The sequence below is a fragment of the Sporosarcina sp. QA0331 genome, from assembly GCF_055808055.1.
Window position 1 is genome coordinate 2,923,126 of record NZ_CM147850.1, and the last position, 18,690, is coordinate 2,941,815.

Sequence of the window (18,690 nt, forward strand, 5' to 3'; positions counted from 1 at the left end):
TTTTTTCATGTCAACTTTCCTTCCTATTGAGTCGTGAGTATTGCATTTCCTTTTGAGTTTGATATACTATTATTTATAATCATTATTACATCATAACAATTATCGTTAATTGAATTAAATCCAGAATTCATTGCTAGTCCTGCATTTTTCATAGAAATTCAATTTAATGAAGTTGATATTCATTCTCATTTAGGGGGTAGTCAAATGACAACGCAAACGAAGGAAACGCCACAAAGTCCTACACATTGGACAGCACATTTGGAACTTATTGCTGCAATTGTAGCAGGGATTTTAATTTTAGCTGCCTGGTTGATCGGAAAAGATGGATCAACGACGCTATCAATCTCCCTATATATAATCGCCTTCTTGATCGGCGGTTTCGCAAAAGCGAAAGAAGGCATCGAGGAAACAATCGCAGATAAGCAGTTGAATGTCGAAATGTTAATGGTATTTGCAGCAATCGGCTCCGCCGTCATCGGCTATTGGGCAGAAGGCGCCATCCTCATTTTCATTTTCGCGATCAGCGGTGCACTCGAAACGTATACATTAAATAAAAGTCATAAAGAAATATCTGCGTTAATGGAATTACAGCCTGAGGATGCATGGCTCATTCAGGAAGACGGCTCCACAGTTAGCATACCGACTGCTTCCCTTTCCGTTGGCGCACGAATCCTTGTAAAACCAGGCGAGCGGATCCCCGTCGATGGCATCGTCATCAAAGGCACAACCTCCGTTGACATGTCTGCCATTAACGGCGAATCGGTACCTGTCACCAAGACTAAGAATGATGAGCTATTTGCAGGCACCGTCAATATAAGCGGGGCGATTCAAATGGAAATGACGAAGCCGAGCACGGAGACATTGTTCCAGAAAATAATTACTCTCGTTCAAAATGCGCAAAGTGAAAAGTCCCCTTCCCAGCAGTTCATCGAAAAATTTGAAGGCACGTACGTGAAAATTGTCATTTTCACAGTACTCGTCATGATGTTTTTACCGCATTACCTATTCGACTGGGATTGGACGACGACATTTTATCGCGCCATTGTCTTATTAGTTGTCGCCTCCCCTTGCGCCCTTGTTGCGTCGATCATGCCTGCAACGCTGGCAGCTGTTTCGAACGGAGCGAAAAGAGGCATTCTGTTTAAAGGCGGCATCCACTTGGAGCATCTCGGTTCATTGAAAGCGATCGCTTTTGACAAGACCGGTACATTGACTTCCGGGAGGCCGGTCGTAACCGACTTTATCGTCCGTGAAAATGCGAACATCGAAGAGGCCCTTGCCTTGCTTTCTAGCATCGAAAAACAGTCGAACCATCCACTCGCTGTCGCAATCGTAAATTATGCTGAACTGGAAGGCATCGTCCAACAAGAAAGCCCAGAAATTGAAGACGTTCCAGGTTACGGAATCCGGGCTGTTACAAAATCCGGTGAAATTCTCGTCGGAAACCCGAATTTTGTCGGGAAAGAATTAATTAACGAATTTCATGAAGGAATCGTCCAAGAACTTTCAAATGAAGGAAAGACTGTTGTTTCCATGAAAGATTCTGAAGGAATTCTCGCTGTCATTGCGTTGAAAGATACGCTGCGTCCTGAAGCAATCAAAGCAATTAAAGACCTGAAGCAATTAGGGATCCAGTCAATCATGTTAACTGGCGACAATGAAAATACAGCGAGGACGATTGCCAACGAAGCAGGTTTGGATCGGTATGTGGCAGAATGTCTACCGGAGATGAAAGTGAATGAATTAAAACGGCTACTTACGGAATATGGAGAAGTTGGTATGGTCGGTGACGGTATCAATGATGCGCCTGCATTAGCTACAGCTACTTCAGGCATTGCAATGGGCGAAGGCACCGACGTTGCCCTTGAAACAGCCGATGTCGTCCTTATGCAAAATGATTTGACCCGAATATCCTATGCAGTGAAAGTTTCCAAGAAGATGCAACGGATTGTGAAACAAAATGTATTCTTTTCCGTAGCTGTAATTGCCATTCTAATAATTTCCAACTTCATGCAAGTCGTCGATCTTCCATTAGGCGTCATAGGCCATGAAGGAAGTACAATTCTAGTTATATTGAACGGTTTGCGGATGTTGAATAAAGTAGAATAAAGGATAAAGGATAAAGGATAAAGGATAAAGAAGAAAGGTTAAAGAAGAAAGGTTAAAGAAGAAAGGTTAAAGAAGAAAGGTTAAAGAAGAAAGGTTAAAGAAGAAAGGTTAAAGAAGAAAGGTTAAAGAAGAAAGGTTAAAGAAGAAAGGTTAAAGAAGAAAGGTTAAAGAAGAAAGAGCAATGCAAGTCATCCGACTGCATTGCTCTTTTCTTTTGCTAATTTTGCTTGTTTTCGTTCCGTCATGACGGCATTCAATTGGCCGCCAAGCATTAAGATGATCGCTGAAAAGTAGAGCCACATCATGAGGACGATAATTCCCCCAATACTTCCGTACGTCTTTGAATAGTTCGCGAAATTACCGACGTAAAACGAGAACGCGAGTGAAGTAATAATCCATCCTGCTGTGGCGAATAAAGCGCCAGGCACTGCACTTTTCAGCCGTACTTTTAAATTCGGGACCACCCAGTAAAGTGCGGTAAATACAAGGAAGATCAAAATTGGTGGTATAACCCATCGCAAGCTTCCCCATAATTTCAGAAATCCTTCCTCCATTCCAAAATAGGAGAATGCTAGCATTCCAATCTGTTGACCGAATACCGGCAATAGAAGGGCAACAACCAATACGGCAATCAAAGCGACTGTAAATACGACTGACATCCCTCTCGCAACGAGGAAAGATCTTGATTCCTCGACATGATACGAGCGGTTTAATGCCTTCGTCAGAGCGTTCATCCCTTTAGACGCAGACCAAATCGTCGCCAAAGCACCAATCGATAGTAGTCCTCCATTACGGTTTTTCAATATTTCCTCAAGGGTGTCATGGATAAGTGTATAAACGCTATCAGGCGCGTAATCCCTGATGAAAAGGTATACTTGGGATTCATCGATGCTTAAGAAAGGTAACAACGTAATCAAGAAGATTAATAGTGGAAATAAAGATAATAGGAAAAAGAACGCCAACTGAGAACCTAAGCCAGTGATATCCACCATCTTGATTCGCACAAGGAGCTCCTTCCAAAATCCTTTTGTCGTTGTAACATCGAATTTTTCCAAATCCCCGTCTTTCACATCATCCAGGAATTTCATAACTGGTGAATTCGCCATGAAACCACTTTTTTCTTCGTCGTTTACTGCTTTATCATTTTTCGGAGTAATGCGGTCTTTGTTATTCACATTGGACTCACTCCTTCCGTAACTTACATCTTTTTTGCGCCCATAGCCTCTTTCGATTCTTTCACTATTTCTTTGTATTCCTCTTTCGAATCAACAAAGGCTTCCTTCGTATCGACGACCAGCTCTTTCACTTGAGGCGTCAATGTTTTTAATTCTTCAACTTGATTCTTAATATATGCCGCATCTCCTGAAAATTGTTCATAAATCGATAAGTACTTGTCTTTCTGTTGTTGTAGCTTATGTTTCAGGACATCCGGATTTTTTGAATAATAGCCGACCTGTGAAATCATTGCGTTCGATTTTTTCATCACTTGTTGTCGGGTGCTTCTATCGAACATGCTGATAGCACCGCCTAAAATTGCCCCCAACATGATAAACCTTCCAAATTTGCTGTTTCCCACGTAAAACCCTCCAATTTCATTCTAATCTGCATACACCATTATACCCTTCGATTGAAAAAACAAACAATGTTCATGAATTTGAAAAAAGGTCTTGACTAATTCGAAGAAGTTTCGGAATATTAACGATAAGACTACCAATATTCTCAATAGTCTAATGTATTAGATAGCGAAAAAAAGGAGGGGGTCGATAGTTAGGAGAAAATCTAGCAGGAAAGGGAATTTCGTTACAAACACAAACAAAACAAGGGGGTAATTAGATGGATGCAATCACAGGCTTTTTGGACAAAGCAAGCGGATTTATTTGGGGACCGCCACTTCTTGTCCTACTTGTGGGAACAGGTATTTTTCTAACTGTAAGGCTCGGATTTATCCAAGTGCGGTTATTGCCGTATTCATTGAAACAAGTATTTTCTCGCAAGCATAATAAAAAAGCAGACGGCGACATTTCACAGTTCCAAGCTTTGATGACCGCGATGGCTGCAACTGTCGGCGTTGGTAACATCGTCGGTGTCGCGACTGCCGTTTATATGGGCGGTCCTGGAGCAATTTTCTGGATGTGGCTCGCTGGTTTCTTCGGAATGGCTACAAAATATGGGGAAGCTATTCTAGCCGTTAAATACCGTGTCAAGGATGCAAAAGGACAAATGGCTGGAGGGCCGATGTACTATCTTGAACACGGTCTAAAACAAAAATGGCTCGGTGTCCTGTTCGCTATTTTTGGAGCGCTTGCGGCTTTCGGTATCGGTAATGGTACACAATCGAAGGCAGTTGCAGACGTCATGAACAACACTTTTAACGTTCCGCATTGGATTACTGGGGTTGCACTTTTCGTTTTTGCCGGACTCGTAATTCTTGGAGGAATCAAATCGATCGGCCGGGTAACTGCATTCTTCGTACCGATCATGGCACTCTTCTACTTTATTGCAGGAGCAATCGTAGTAATTATGAACTTCGATCTTGTTCCAGCGGCATTTGGTTTAATATTCAGTGATGCATTTACAGGGCAGGCAGCTGCTGGTGGTGCAATTGGTGCAGTTATTCGTTTTGGTGTTGCTCGAGGACTGTTTTCTAACGAAGCTGGTCTCGGTTCTGCTCCTATCGCCGCTGCCGCTGCTAAAACAGACATGCCTGGTCGTCAAGCACTCATTTCCATGACTCAAGTATTATTTGATACTCTTGTTATCTGTTCTATTACCGGTATTACAATCGTCATGTCGGGTCAGTGGAAAGACAAATCTATTGACGCTGGTGCATTGACTGCCCAAGCTTTCGGAGAATTCCTAGGCAGCGCTGGTCCTATCATCGTCGCAATCGGTATTGTATTCTTCGCAACGTCTACAATTCTAGGATGGGGCTATTATGGAGAGAAATGCTTCCAATACCTCTTCCCTAAAAATGGAGCAGTATTAGGCTACCGTATCGCTTTCGTTTTGTTCATTATGGTAGGAGCTGTCGTATCTCTAGATATCGTTTGGTTGCTTGCGGACGTATTAAACGGATTGATGGCTATTCCGAACTTGATCGGTCTTCTTGGATTGTCTGGAATTATCGTTATGGAAACTAAACGATTCAAAGCGAAGATCGAAGAAGAGAAAGAAGAAGCAAAGCTTGGGAAGTCAGCATCGGTTGACAGCACGATTGATTAATGTGATGATTAAGTCCGAAGCTAATGAAGGGCGGACGACATTATGGATCTATCTCAACCAACACCTGAAAATGTAACGTATATGATTGAAAGAATTAAAGAGAAGCTGCGAATGGTCAACGTCGATGCAATGAAAGCGGACAACTTCAGCACATCCCAATATGAGGATCTCGTTTACATGTACGAGATGGTCATGAAACGGGATACGATCAGTCCAAATGAAATGCAAGCGATCGCCGCTGAACTTGGTGCATTACGTAAATAAAGTGTGCTAGACCAAAAAACCGATGCGACAGGATAATCCTGAAGCATCGGTTTTTTTATGTATTTTATTCAACTGCCGTTCCATCTTTCAATACGAGAGGCTGTATAAGAACTTCAACCCTTCTATTCTTGCTTCTTCCTTCTGCTGTATCATTGGAAGCGACCGGTTTGTTTTCGCCATAACCTTTCACACTGAATAACTGAGGATCCATTTTATCATCGCTGACAATCGTCTTGAGGAAGTTGATTGCTCTCATCATGCTCAGCTCCCAGTTGGATGGAAATTCAGCACTATTAATCGGAACATTGTCTGTATGTCCAGTTACAACAATTTGACGTGGTTTCTCAAAGACAAGTAGATCGGCGATATCCTTCGCCAACGTTTCATATTCCGGTTTGATCGTCGCTTTGCCTGACTCGAACAAGATGCTGTCTCTAATCGTGATCAGCAGTCCTTCTTCTGTCAACTTTGTCTGGAATTGATTTTCAAGTTCTTGGACAGCGATATATTCATCGAGTTTATCCTGAATTTCTTCAAGAGATTGCTGGTCTTCCAAATAAGAGGAGTTTTCATTCTCCTCGCCTGCACTGTCTTTAGGTATCGGTACGGGAGTTGGAGCAGCGTTATCCATTACCCCTGTCCCCCCGTCAAAAATCTGATTGAACACGGAAGATATCTGACTGAATTTTGCTTCATCCAATGAGCTCGATGCGAATAAGACGATAAACAAAGCCAAAAGCAATGTGAGTAAGTCTGAATAGGGCAATAGCCAGGATTCATCCACATGACCATCATCCCGCTTTTTCTTACGCTTCCTCGACAACCTGCCCCGCCTCCCTATCGCTCGTAGTATTTTTAGCAGCGAGCTTTCGACGTTCTTCCATTGATAAGTAAGATGCCAATTTTTGTTCGATGACCCTCGGAGCCTCTCCTTCAAGGACTGATAAAACGCCTTCAATCATCATCATCTTTTGACGAACTTCTTCTTTCGATTTTTGCTTTAGTTTATTGGCAAACGGATGCCAAAGTACATAACCCGTGAAAATCCCTAATAACGTCGCAATGAATGCTGCAGAAATGGCTGTTCCAAGTGCTTCAATGTCATTCATGTTCTTAAGGGCTGCAATCAAACCGACAACCGCCCCCAACACACCAAGTGTCGGAGCATAAGTCCCGGCTTGTGAAAAGATGAGTGCTCCAGCAGAATGCCTATCTTCCATTGCCTCTACCTCTTCGGTAAGAACATCACGGATGTAATCGGCGTTTTGCCCGTCAATCGCAAGGCCAAGCCCATTTTTCAAAAACGGATCGGATATTTCATCAGCTTTCGCTTCCAATGATAATAAACCTTCCCGTCTTGCAATATCTGCCCAGCCTGAAAACATCTTGATCAAATCCGAATCGGCAGTCAAATTCTGTTCTTTGAAAATGATGCCGAACAGCTTCGGTACCCTCTTGATTTCCTTCATCGGGAATGCGATAACGACAGCTGCCATCGTTCCGACGATAATGATGAGGATTGCGGCTATATTTAACAGATTATCCGGTGTTACGCCTTTCATTGCCATTCCGACAAAAAGCGCAACGAATCCGAGGATAAGTCCAAAAACGGTTGATAAATCCATATTAGTACCCTCCATGTCCTACAGTCTACTTCTTCTTATTTCGACATATCTCCCACATTCTTTAGTCATCTTAAATAATAAATATAGTTCTTCAATGAAATGTCACCTTGCATACACATTTTGCGCTTTGATCTGTTGCGCCAGCTGTATAAATACTAAATCCCTAATAATTGCATATACAAGGAACAGCTACGTCCAAGCTTTTGATTTCTATAAATTATAACTTTTTCCCTTTGCCTGTCTTCTAACTCTAGAGTACTATTAATACATACGGACTAAGGAGGTATTTATGTTGTCGACATTTGAACAGAAGTTGGAGAACTACGCAAGCTTAATCGTAGAGGTTGGATCGAATATCCAAAAGGATCAAACGCTCTACATAAGCGCTTCCATCGAAACTGCAGAGCTTGTTAGAAAGGTTGCAGATAAAGCTTATTCTATCGGTGCAAGACATGTCATCGTCGATTGGGTTGATGATGAACTTACAAAATTGCGTTATGAAAAAGCGCCTGCCGAATCATTTTCGGATTTCCCTGAGTGGAAAGTAATGGAGCGCGAAAAGTTAGCAGAAGCCGGAGCGGCATTCGTAAGCATCGTTTCACAAAGCCCTGACTTGCTAAAAGGAGTCGATCCTTCTCGAATAGCAGATGCTCAGAAGGCTAGCGGAAAAGCGTTGAGCAATTATAGGAAAATGATGATGGCCGATCGTTTCAGCTGGTCTGTCGTTGCGGCTCCGTCAAAAGCTTGGGCTGCAAAAATGTTCCCGGAGCTGGATGAATCCGAACAAGTTTCAGCACTTTGGGAAGCCATTTTCAAGGCGGTTCGTGCTGATCAGGAAGATGCTGTCGGTGCGTGGAAGAAACTTGACCGCAACTTGAATGAAAAGGCCGATTATTTGAATGACAAAGCATATGCGAAACTTCATTACAGAGCACCTGGCACAGACTTGACGATTGAATTGCCAAAAGGACATATTTGGTGTGGAGGCGGAAGTGTCAATGTTGACGGGAACGCGTTCATGGCAAATATGCCGACCGAGGAAGTGTTCACTGTCCCTCATAAAGATGGGGTGAACGGTTATGTGAAAAACACTAAGCCTTTAAGCTATGGCGGCAATATTATCGATGACTTCACTATCACTTTCGAAAACGGACGAATTACAGAAGTGAAAGCCGGTCAAGGCGAAGAAGTACTGCAACGACTCGTAGATACAGATGAAGGGGCTAAACATTTAGGTGAAGTCGCACTCGTTCCACACGCTTCGCCAATTTCAGAATCAGGACTCTTATTCTACAATACACTGTTCGATGAAAACGCATCAAATCACCTTGCAATCGGAAGCGCGTATTCCTTCTGTCTTGAAGGCGGTAAAACGATGTCTTCTGAAGATTTGGAAAAGCGGGGACTTAACCAAAGCATTACTCACGTCGACTTCATGATTGGATCTGAAGAGATGGATATAGATGGAATTTTGGAGGATGGAACTGTCGAGCCTGTATTCCGTAACGGAAGCTGGGCATTCTGATTTTAGACACAATTCCTTAAAACATTTCAATCTCCTCTTTAATTATTGCAGGATTATAGTATAATGAATGTATAATAATTATTTTTTAGAGAGGGGTCTCGTCATGGGCTTGATGTATACTACAGTTATCGGGTACGCAGTTGTCCTTGGTATTTCAGCTTATTTTACAATGCACTATCTTAGCAGAGCTCTCAATTCTTCCGATGCAGAAACAGTTGATCCAAAACCGGAAGTAAAATAAAACAAAGAGTTGCCACTTGGCAGCTCTTTTCTTTTTCTGTAGACTATTTACTATAAGTCAAATCAATGTTCACACCTAAGATGCCTGATCAAGGGCAATCTTTTAGTTAAAGAAATCTTAATTAGAAAACGGAGGTCGCTATATGACTATATTGTCTGAAATCATTACTTACAATAAAGAATTCGTCAACGAAAAGAAATACGAGGAATATGCTACTACAAAATTCCCTGATAAGAAAATCGTTATTTTGACTTGCATGGACACAAGACTAATAGAACTTCTGCCGAAAGCGATGAACTTGCGAAACGGCGATGCTAAAATCATTAAGAGCGCTGGAGCGATCGTCACCCATCCATTTGGCAGCGTCATGAGGAGCATCCTCATTTCCCTATACGAATTGAAGGCAGATGAAGTTTATATAATCGGCCATCATGACTGTGGAATGAGCTCTATAGACACAGATCAGATGATTGAAAAAATGGTCGCACGCGGTGTAGATAAAAATCTATTTACAACACTAAAATACTCTGGGGTCGATATGAAAGATTGGCTGCGCGGCTTCAGTGATGTTACGGAGAGTGTGAAGAGAAGCGTGGACCAAGTGCGTAATCACCCGCTTATGGATCGCAAAGTTCCTGTCCATGGCCTCGTCGCACATCCTGACACCGGGCTATTGGATGTCATTATTGACGGATATGAAGCAATCGACGAAAAATGACAGTAGATTTCCCGGGAAATGACAAAAGCGGAGGGCGCTCGCTAAGCTGTGACAGGCATAAGGTAGATGCGCGAAACGGCGCTCTTTGCCGTGCAGCGTAGCTGACTTATGCCCCGAGCAGCTAGCGCCCGAGCTGGATGGGTAATATGACAAAAACCGATTCTTCATTAGAAGAATCGGCTTTTTATTTTAGCTGCTAGTTTCCGCCAGGCGGCCTTACCCTTTCAATAATCATCTGCCAAGCTAGCGTACATATAATGATCTTCCCAAAAACCGTTAATGAACAAAAGCTTTCTCAGCAAACCTTCCCGGACAAAGCCTGCATTCTCCAGCACTTTCACTGAACCGGCATTCCGCGGAGAAACAAAAGCTTCGACTCGATGCAATGAGACTGTTTCGAAAGCAAACTTCGTAACAATTTTCACCGCTTCTGTTGCAAGCCCTCTGCCTGTTTCCCGTTCGTCGATAGAATAACCGACGAAACCGCTTGAGAACGGTAGTCGTTTTATGCTGTATAATGAGATGTGACCGATTAACCTGCTTGTTTCGGCGTCAAAAATCCCAAAATTGTATTCGCGCCGATCTCTCATCTGATAAATGGATTCCCTTATCTTATCCCGCTGGACAGAAACCGTATAGTAACTCGATTCATGGCGAGGCTCAAAAACTGTCCAATACTCTCGATTGACCTTGAGCAGCTCGGTGAATATCGCTGCATCGTCTTCTGTCAATATACGTAAATAACAAGTTCGTCCTTCAAGCAGAATCAATGCGTCTTCACCTTTCTTCGGAAGCTATTTTCAAAAACTCTTCTACATCCTTCACACATAATGCCACACCTTTTGCCCAGAATTCCTCTTTTGTAATATCTTCCCCAAGATGCTTCATCGCAAGATTTTCAACAGACATGACAGCTGTATCACGCAACAGTGCCATATATTTCTGTTCAAATGATTCGCCTTCTGCAATTGCTTTCGCATAAATGCTCAATGAGAACAGGTATCCGAAAGTATATGGGAAGTTATAAAATGGCGTTCCCGTAATATAGAAATGCAGTTTCGAAGCCCAGAAATGCGGATGTACAGTATCAAGAGCGCCAGCGTATGCCTCTTTTTGCGCTTCTGCCATCAATTCATTCAATCTTGCAGCAGGGACTACTCCATTTTTTCTTTCCTCATAGAAACGCGTTTCGAAAAGGAAACGTGCATGTATATTCATGAAGAATGCCACACTGCGCTGAATTTTATCCTCCAGCAATGCAAGTTTTTCCTCTTCCGTTTCTGCAGCTTTGACAGAAGCGTCTGCAACGATCATTTCTGCAAATGTGGAAGCCGTCTCAGCAACTCCCATTGCATATTGACGATTCATGTAATGAACAGGGCGCAATGCGTATGAATGGAATGCATGTCCGAGTTCATGTGCCAACGTCGCAACATTTGACATGGAGCCGCTATACGTCATGAAAATACGGGATTGTTCTGAAACTGGCATTCCCGTACAGAAACCTCCTGGACGTTTATTCGCACGATCTTCCGCTTCAATCCAGCTATCTTCAAATGCTTTTCTTGAAAACGACTCCAATTCAGGACCGAACTTACCAAAATGTTTCAAAATGAATTCTGCGCCTTCCTGGTAAGACATCTCCTTCGTGGATGACGTGACCGGTGCATCTAAATCATACCAATTCATATTTTCATTTCCTAATAGTTCGGCTTTCCGCTTCAAATATTCTGCAAAAGGTGCTTTATTAGCGCTGATCGCCCCCCACATTGCATCAAGTGTTTCTTGGCTCATACGGTTTCTCATGAGAGGTTCCTTCAAAACAGAATCCCAACCACGCTTTTCATAGACAGCCAAACGGAAGCCTGCGAGATGGTTTAATGTCGATGCGAAGAAATCCTCTTTCGATTCCCACGCTTCTTCAAGTTTTTCAAACGCTTCCTTGCGCACGTTAACGTCTGCATGAGAGCTTAAGTTATTAGCCTGGCCGACGGAAAGCTTCTTTTCTTCCCCATCAACCGTCATTTCGATTGTAATGTCTCCTACGAGCTGGTCATATAGTTGTCCCCAACCTTGGTACCCATCTACGCTTAATGCCGTAATGAGGCTCTCTTCTTCCTCGGATAGTTTCAATTGAACTTCTTCGCGCCATTCTTGTAGAATAAAATCGAATTGAGAAAGTTGCTCAGTCGAAAGTAGTTCCTTCCAAACAGATTCTTCCGTCTTCGCAACGACTTGTTTGATTTTTAACATTGCTGTCTGGAATCGCGCACCTAAAGCACCTACTTCTGCTTGTAGAATGAGCGCCTTTTTATCTTTCGTATTCGCAGCAAGGAAGCAGCCGATGACAGCGCCAGCTTCTCTTAAATTTTTCGCAGTGTTTTTGATTTCATCAATTACGTGAAGAATCTTATCTGCATCTTCGACGGATGCTGGTGTTTGTGTAGCGGAGGCAAGGTTTTCCAACTCACCAATCTGTGCTTTCACCGCATCCAAATGCGTGCGAAGCTCCTCTGAATCGCTTCCGCCTTTAAAAAATACATCTAAATCCCATACTTGTGAATACGTTTTTGTAGTAGTCAATGAATGATCCCCCTAATGATTTAGAAAATTTTAATAAAAACATGTTTTTATTATACCATGAATCTTCGGGATTCGAAATATTAGATTTGTGACGGAAATTTCATACTTTCCTTCGCACTAATCCACATTCCTATGTATACTGTTCAGAGGGAGGATGTACTATGTCTAAAATACTTCTGATGACCCTGTCACTATGTACAGTCATAATATTAAATGTAATTGCAAGCTTTTTCTCTTTGAATGGAAATACAACAGGGGAGATTACAAATCGGCTGCCGATGCTTTTCATGCCAGCGGACTATGTACTTGTCATCTGTTGGTTGATCTATATGATGCTATTTTTCTGGATCTTCAAATTCAAAAAGACTTTCCACGAGATGAGCTCCGCGCATCAAAACCGCTTCACTTTCCTTTTCGTATTAAGTAGCCTACTTCATATTGCTTGGATTTTCCTTTGGCATTTCGAATTGTTTACTGGCACCGTAATTACGAAAATCGCTCTACTTATTGTGTTGCTCATTTTTTACGGTAGTTTCCCGAAACGGGATAACCGATTTTTTGGAAGAGCTCCAATCAGTTTGCTTACTGGATGGATTTTCATTACGACTATTGAGAATGTCAGTTATTTTCTTATGATCCATGGCTGGTCAGGATTGGGATTAAGCGATCCGTTATGGGCGGTCATTTTTTTAACGATTTCCACGGCGTTCGCTTTACATTTTATGTACCATTATAGGGATTATGTAATGAATATCGTTTTTGTTTGGGCTTTTATCGGGATTGCTGTCCGAAACGGGATCGAGGAGCTGTTCATCTCCGCAGCAGCAATCTTCTTATCCGCAGTCATCGTCACATGTATCTTCCTGTTTTCAGGAAGACGTGCGTAGTAATAAAAAAGGGTTGTTCAGAAAGTAAGTGAATGCTTACTTTTTGCGACAGCCCTTTTTATTATGCTTTACAAACATGTTGATTTCCGCTTCAGGCGGGCGGTGAGCCGCTAATCCACCAGGAGTCGCCTTCCGCTCCAATCAACGGTGTTTTCATTAAAATAAATGATTTGATGATTATTACAATTTCTACAGTATGCATATTTCTGTAGACAGCCAATATATTGGGGTGACTCTAGAAAATCGCCAGAAAAGGCGACACTCCTGTGAAAGCCGTTACGAAGAACGGCTTTTGCGACCATAAGCGAAGCGTTGGGAGCAGGCGAGGCGACGCCCGCGGAAAGGGAGCCGTTCTGGCGATTTTCGGTCTTTAGATCAATTTTCCAATACCACTTCTATATCAAAAAAAGCAGGAGCATGTTCAACACATGCCCCTGCTTTTTTTATGCTTTTTGAATAAGTCGCGGTGCAGATGTGAATAAAATGGTTGCTACGATAGCGCACAGTATGATGGATGGAATCATAAAAGATCCATTGTATACTAATGAATAAAGCCAAACTGGCTGATCTCCTGCGTATTCAGCGAAAAATACCATGCCGCCAATGAAGTGGGCTGCATATCGAAGAAGTCCTCCTAATACCGTTCCAACAATAATGGCTGCGGCCATCATGCCTTTGCGACCTTCCATTTTACCTTTTAGTAACCAACTATAAGTTGACGCCGCCAATCCAACAACTGTGTATGCGACAAAATAGTCTAACGCGCCTTGGACAGGGTGAATGATAAATCCCCCTATTACAGCTTGGAGCAAACCCGAAATCAATCCTGTTAATAAGCCTCCTGCAATTCCCCAGCGATAGGCCATCAAGATGATCGGCAGCATCGACAAGGTGACAGAACCGCCTTGAGGCAATTTGAATAACGTTAAATTATCCAAAACAAATGATAAAGCTCCTAAAATAGCAACCTCCAACAATAACTGAAGCCTTTTACGATCCAATAGAAACTCCTCCTCTTTTTTTGGCGGAGGGATACGGAATGAAGAAAACGTTGTTTTCTGTTTCGACTTGAGGGCAGTATGAATAAGTTAACAGAAAGCCGATCAAGGTAACGAATAGTAAACAGAGCCATTTTTCCTACACAACAAAAAACGACATCCCGGATAGAACCGAGACATCGATATATGTCAGTTTCCATCCACATCCCTACGCAAGCATGAACTTACAGGTTCGAAGGGTCAGGACAAACGTCCAATCTCAGCCAGTACAGGCACCCCTTGTGGTCGTGTAATTCAATTGTCGTCTTCATTGTATATGTTACAGTAGTTATAAGCAAGATGATATTGTAAACTACTTATTAGAATTGCGGGAGGTAAGCCCATGACCAATAATAAACTACTATCAGCACTTTGTTATTTCAGTATCTTTTTTTCACCGCTTTTATTGCCCGCGATTGTCTATTTCGTCACAGACGACCATGAGGTGAAGGGACATGCGAAGCGTTCGCTCATATCTCATCTTATACCTGTCGTACTACTCATTGCAGGCTTTATACTCTTTACGTTTTCGATGGTTTCGTATGAATCAAGAATGCATACAATGTTAACAGGGCAATTTGATTTTTGGGGACTTGCCCCTTTCCTGTTCATGCTTATCTATGGTCTGCTATTTTTGATTGTCCTCATTTGGAACGTCTATCAAGGTGTAAAAGTGTTGAAATGAACGCATACGTTTCTTGAGAATCGAATAATTATGTTATAATTAGCTGGAAAAGTACGTTTCGAGGAAGGGACCTGTAAATCATGATTGTAAAAAACAACGAAGAGATCGAGGCACTGAAAAAAATCGGTCGCATCGTCGCAGAAGTGCGGGAAGCGATTAAAGTTGCGACAGTGCCAGGCATTACGACGAAAGAGATTGATGAAATCGGAGGACGCCTTCTTGCTGAGCGCGGAGCTGTCTCGGCACCGATTGACCAATATGAATTCCCTGGGTATACATGTATTAGTGTCAATCACGAAGTAGCCCACGGCATCCCTGGATCACGTGTCATTCAAGATGGCGATCTCGTCAACATCGATGTTTCTGCATCATACGGCGGGTACTTTGCAGACACAGGCATTTCATTCGTCGTCGGCACGAATGACGAGAAAAAGCAACAGCTTTGCGACGTAGCGAAAAGCGCATTTGACCGCGCAATGACAAAAGTGAAAGCAGGCTCAAGGTTGAACCAGATCGGGAAGGCAGTCGAGCGAGAAGCTAAGGATAACGGCCTGAAAGTTATTAAAAATTTGACCGGGCACGGGATTGGAACATCCTTGCACGAAGAGCCGCAACATATACTTAACTATTATGATGCTTGGGATAAAACGTTGATGAAGGAAGGAATGGTATTGGCGGTTGAGCCTTTCATCTCCGAGAATGCAGAGCATATCATTGAGCTTGGAGACGGATGGACATTCGTAACACCGGATAAATCCCTCGTCGCTCAAATTGAACATACAATCATCGTCACAAAAGACGAACCGATCATTTTGACCCAACTAGATTAAAAAAGTTAAAAGGCGTTCTGGAGAGTAATTCCAGAACGCCCTTTTGTTATTTCTTCTTTTTCTTATCGTCTTTTTGTCCGCCTACTGTCTTCGAATTCCCTTCGGTCAACTTTCCTTTATACCAGACTTTTTGAATAGGCTTGAACCCTTTCGTCAGCTTCTTGTACGTCCGTTCTTCAGGATACGAGAGCAATGTAAGTACTTCGCCATCCTCCCCAGCACGTCCTGTCCGACCGGAGCGATGCAAATACTGCTCGATCGTATGAGGGACATCGACATGGATGACGTGGGTCAGTCCTTGTATATCCAGTCCTCTCGCAGCCAAATCCGTCGCAATTAATATCCGGATATCGCCCTTTCGGAAACTTTCCAAAGTTTCCTGCCTTTCAAACTTCGTCATTGAAGAATATAGAACAGCAACTGGCGCCTCATTATATTGCAGCTTCATTTCCTTCATTCGAAGTTGATCGACATTATTCATAAAAGCGAGCGCCCTAATAGCCGGCAGATGCGACAGTCCTCGAAGAAGATCTGTCTTATCCCGTGCATCCGTCTTGATGAATGAATGCACCACTTTGCCCGACAACGGCATATCATCGACAGACACATGCAACCGGACAGGATCATCCAATAGCTTCTTAGCGACAAGTTCAATTTCATTCGTAATCGTTGCAGATACGACAGCGACTTGACGTTCTGGGTGTGCCGCTTCGATTAAATCTTTCACAATGACGCGGTAATCCCTTGATAACAACTGATCACCCTCGTCCAAAACGATATACCGAATGTCATGCATTTTTAAACGCTTCGCTTTCACAAGTTCGACGAGACGTCCCGGAGTTCCGACAACGATTGTCGGCTTCTTTTTCAATCGTTCAATCTGTCGCTGCATATTCGCGCCGCCGATCAACTGGGTGACTGTAATATCCGTTCCTTCCACCCATTCACGGATGACATTGACGATTTGCATCGACAATTCCTGGGAAGGAGCCATGATCAACGCCTGTGTCTGCATTTTCTTCCCTTCCACTTGCTGAAGGATCGGCAAAACATATGCAAGAGTCTTCCCTGTTCCAGTCGGTGATTCCGCCACTACGTCCCGGCCGATTAATAATTCCGGTATCATTTGGGATTGAATCGGTGTTTCTTTTTCAAATTTCCACTTCTTTTTAATACTATCGTCCATTTTTTCTAAGAAGGACATTCTCATCCCCGCTTTCACTGTTCCTTATCTTATAATGAACCGGATTCGCTTTTCTTTCAAGTGTTCAAGGCTTTCTTCTTGCTTTCGTCGCCTGTTCATATGCGTAGGCATAGCCGATTAATTCCGGCTCGGAATACGCCTTGCCGCATATTGTTATGCAAAAAGGCTCGCCTTCCTCCGTGAAGGATGATGGAACTGTGATGGCCGGGTACCCGGCAGCGGCGCTAAAACTACAGCCATGATCCTGAGGGAATACGAGCATATCAATCTTATGTTCGTCGAAAGCACGATCAAGAGCCAATTCTCCAGCTAAATGGCGGTTTCGTAACAATGCCTCAATATATTCCGGCTCGGTCAACGTTCCGCTCGTCCGATCTACTTTTTCCAACATCACTTGACCGAACTCCAACGTTTCTTCTGCATGTTCTTTATTGAATTGAATGATATCGGATAATGTCCTGATTGGATTAGTCGCTGGCGTCTTTCCGAGATATTCATTCAATGCCGCTTTGAATTCATATAGAAGTACATTGTACCCTAAATCGTCTTCCATCGTCCCTAAATCGATATTGTCGATAATCTCAGCGCCTAATGATTTAAGATGCCGGAGTGCTTCTTCGAACTTTTCCTTTATCTCCGTCGAAATTTCCCGGACAAAAATGGATCGGGCAATGCCAATTCTTTTTCCTTCAAGGGCTGTTGCGTCACATATGGAAAGCCAATCTACTCCATTGAAACGCTCTGCTTTCTTAGTGACCGGATCGGTTTCATCGTAGCCAACCATCAGCCCGAATGTGATGGCCGCATCTTCCACAGTCCGGGCGAGAGGCCCTGGTGTATCTTGTGTAAATGAAAGTGGGATGATGCCACTTCTGCTAATCGATCCAACAGTCGGCTTAATACCGACAAGACCGTTTTGAGCTGAAGGATTGATGATAGAGCCGCTCGTTTCTGTTCCAATGGAGACCGCTGCCATATTGGCTGCAACAGCTGCTGCCGATCCGGAACTCGACCCGCCCACATCAAAGTGCCCATAAGGATTTTTCACTTGTCCGCCACGGGAACTCCATCCATTCCGCATGCGGTCCGACATGAAATTCGCCCATTCTGTCATATTCGTCTTGCCTAAAATGACAGCGCCTGCTTCCCTAAGCTTTTTCACTAAAAAAGCATCTTCGGTAGCGTAATGATTTTTCATTGCTATCGAGCCGCAGCTTGTATGCATCCCGTCTCCCGTATCCATATTGTCTTTTAACAGAACCGGGATGCCATGCAATAACGACCGCACAATTCCGCGGCTACGTTCCTCATCGAGTGCACGAGCGATTTGGACAGCTTTTGGATTCAGTTCGAGAACCGCATTGATATTCCTATTTTTCTCTGAAATTGTCTTCATGTACATGACGGTCAGTTCTTCGGACGTGAGTTGAGCTGAAGACATTTTTTCTTGTATTTGCCTAATAGTCGCTTCTTCTAGCCACTCACGCCGTCTATCATCCAATTTCCCGTTCATGCAAATCCCCCCATAGTCATCATTCTATCCTCATTGTATACTGTTTCATCAATTCATATAAAGATAGTTCATATAATTGTTTTCCATTAATTTTAAAGATGCCATTGTTAACAAGGTTTTCGATTATTTTATCCCTTTTGTTTTCTAGTTCGAGATTTTCTTTCTTTCTCATGGTGTTTGTTCCTCCTAGATAGTTGCCTATCATCTATTCCTCTTCCACGAAAACTGTAAACCATGAAGAATTAAC

19 protein-coding genes and 1 riboswitch are annotated in these 18,690 nt (G+C 43.0%); of the genes, 9 read left to right on the forward strand and 10 right to left on the reverse strand.

The features are described 5' to 3' along the window. Positions 1–204: 204 nt before the first annotated feature. Entirely contained in the window at positions 205–2,109 is a 1,905-nt protein-coding gene (locus AC0L13_RS14920; protein WP_473640911.1) for a heavy metal translocating P-type ATPase, read from the forward strand. Positions 2,110–2,297: 188 nt separating this feature from the next. Here the strand turns inward: AC0L13_RS14920 and AC0L13_RS14925 are convergent, their stop codons facing one another. Beyond that, positions 2,298–3,284, reverse strand: coding sequence for a YihY/virulence factor BrkB family protein (locus tag AC0L13_RS14925; protein ID WP_473640914.1), 987 nt, complete (start codon positions 3,282–3,284; stop codon positions 2,298–2,300). Positions 3,285–3,307: 23 nt separating this feature from the next. Further along, positions 3,308–3,685 (reverse strand): YtxH domain-containing protein, encoded by a 378-nt coding sequence (locus AC0L13_RS14930; RefSeq protein WP_473640916.1) that lies wholly within the window; start codon positions 3,683–3,685, stop codon positions 3,308–3,310. A 257-nt stretch (positions 3,686–3,942) separates the two neighbouring features. Here AC0L13_RS14930 and AC0L13_RS14935 point away from each other — a divergent pair, with 257 nt between their 5' ends. Both AC0L13_RS14935 and AC0L13_RS14940 read left to right on the forward strand, forming a co-directional pair. After that, on the forward strand, positions 3,943–5,331 hold the full coding sequence (locus AC0L13_RS14935) for an alanine/glycine:cation symporter family protein (protein ID WP_473640918.1): 1,389 nt from the start codon (positions 3,943–3,945) through the stop codon (positions 5,329–5,331). A gap of 42 nt (positions 5,332–5,373) precedes the next feature. Then, positions 5,374–5,595 (forward strand): DUF1128 domain-containing protein, encoded by a 222-nt coding sequence (locus tag AC0L13_RS14940; protein ID WP_473640920.1) that lies wholly within the window; start codon positions 5,374–5,376, stop codon positions 5,593–5,595. A gap of 64 nt (positions 5,596–5,659) precedes the next feature. Here AC0L13_RS14940 and motB read toward each other — a convergent pair whose 3' ends face one another. Both motB and motA read right to left on the reverse strand, forming a co-directional pair. After that, positions 5,660–6,418, reverse strand: a complete 759-nt coding sequence (gene motB / locus AC0L13_RS14945) for a flagellar motor protein MotB (RefSeq protein ID WP_473640922.1) — start codon at positions 6,416–6,418, stop codon at positions 5,660–5,662. Continuing rightward, a complete protein-coding gene (gene motA / locus AC0L13_RS14950) occupies positions 6,402–7,220 on the reverse strand; it encodes a flagellar motor stator protein MotA (RefSeq protein ID WP_473640924.1) in 819 nt (272 codons plus the stop codon). Before motA ends, motB begins: the two co-directional genes overlap by 17 nt. Positions 7,221–7,512: 292 nt before the next feature. Between motA and AC0L13_RS14955 the strand changes: the two genes are divergently transcribed. The 3 genes from AC0L13_RS14955 to AC0L13_RS14965 all read left to right on the forward strand — a co-directional run bounded on the left by AC0L13_RS14955 (position 7,513) and on the right by AC0L13_RS14965 (position 9,704). Continuing rightward, entirely contained in the window at positions 7,513–8,745 is a 1,233-nt protein-coding gene (locus AC0L13_RS14955; protein WP_473640926.1) for an aminopeptidase, read from the forward strand. 103 nt (positions 8,746–8,848) lie between these two features. Then, on the forward strand, positions 8,849–8,986 hold the full coding sequence (locus tag AC0L13_RS14960; protein ID WP_473640929.1) for a hypothetical protein: 138 nt from the start codon (positions 8,849–8,851) through the stop codon (positions 8,984–8,986). 142 nt (positions 8,987–9,128) lie between these two features. After that, positions 9,129–9,704, forward strand: coding sequence for a beta-class carbonic anhydrase (locus AC0L13_RS14965; protein ID WP_473640931.1), 576 nt, complete (start codon positions 9,129–9,131; stop codon positions 9,702–9,704). Positions 9,705–9,928: 224 nt separating this feature from the next. Here the strand turns inward: AC0L13_RS14965 and AC0L13_RS14970 are convergent, their stop codons facing one another. Beyond that, positions 9,929–10,474, reverse strand: a complete 546-nt coding sequence (locus tag AC0L13_RS14970; RefSeq protein ID WP_473640933.1) for a GNAT family N-acetyltransferase — start codon at positions 10,472–10,474, stop codon at positions 9,929–9,931. 7 nt (positions 10,475–10,481) lie between these two features. Next, on the reverse strand, positions 10,482–12,287 hold the full coding sequence (locus tag AC0L13_RS14975) for a M3 family oligoendopeptidase (protein WP_473640935.1): 1,806 nt from the start codon (positions 12,285–12,287) through the stop codon (positions 10,482–10,484). Between the two features lie 161 nt (positions 12,288–12,448). Here AC0L13_RS14975 and AC0L13_RS14980 point away from each other — a divergent pair, with 161 nt between their 5' ends. Continuing rightward, the gene (locus AC0L13_RS14980) at positions 12,449–13,174 is read left to right on the forward strand and encodes a tryptophan-rich sensory protein (RefSeq protein ID WP_473640937.1); all 726 of its coding nucleotides are present in this window, start codon (positions 12,449–12,451) and stop codon (positions 13,172–13,174) included. Between the two features lie 443 nt (positions 13,175–13,617). On the opposite strand, the gene thiT is transcribed toward AC0L13_RS14980, so the two are convergent. After that, positions 13,618–14,175 (reverse strand): energy-coupled thiamine transporter ThiT, encoded by a 558-nt coding sequence (gene thiT, locus AC0L13_RS14985; protein WP_473640939.1) that lies wholly within the window; start codon positions 14,173–14,175, stop codon positions 13,618–13,620. A gap of 185 nt (positions 14,176–14,360) precedes the next feature. Next, positions 14,361–14,462: riboswitch (TPP riboswitch) on the reverse strand. Between the two features lie 92 nt (positions 14,463–14,554). Here thiT and AC0L13_RS14990 point away from each other — a divergent pair. Together AC0L13_RS14990 and map are read left to right on the forward strand one after the other, a co-directional pair. Further along, positions 14,555–14,896, forward strand: a complete 342-nt coding sequence (locus AC0L13_RS14990) for a magnetosome magnetite crystal formation protein family (protein ID WP_473640941.1) — start codon at positions 14,555–14,557, stop codon at positions 14,894–14,896. 80 nt (positions 14,897–14,976) lie between these two features. Then, a complete protein-coding gene (gene map / locus AC0L13_RS14995; RefSeq protein WP_473640943.1) occupies positions 14,977–15,726 on the forward strand; it encodes a type I methionyl aminopeptidase in 750 nt (249 codons plus the stop codon). Positions 15,727–15,772: 46 nt separating this feature from the next. Here map and AC0L13_RS15000 read toward each other — a convergent pair whose 3' ends face one another. The 3 genes from AC0L13_RS15000 to AC0L13_RS15010 all read right to left on the reverse strand — a co-directional run bounded on the left by AC0L13_RS15000 (position 15,773) and on the right by AC0L13_RS15010 (position 18,615). After that, on the reverse strand, positions 15,773–16,930 hold the full coding sequence (locus AC0L13_RS15000; RefSeq protein ID WP_473640945.1) for a DEAD/DEAH box helicase: 1,158 nt from the start codon (positions 16,928–16,930) through the stop codon (positions 15,773–15,775). 64 nt (positions 16,931–16,994) lie between these two features. Further along, complete coding sequence (locus AC0L13_RS15005) at positions 16,995–18,443, reverse strand: amidase family protein (protein WP_473640947.1); 1,449 nt, start codon at positions 18,441–18,443, stop codon at positions 16,995–16,997. Between the two features lie 19 nt (positions 18,444–18,462). After that, positions 18,463–18,615, reverse strand: a complete 153-nt coding sequence (locus AC0L13_RS15010) for a Fur-regulated basic protein FbpA (RefSeq protein WP_473640949.1) — start codon at positions 18,613–18,615, stop codon at positions 18,463–18,465. Positions 18,616–18,690 lie beyond the last annotated feature (75 nt).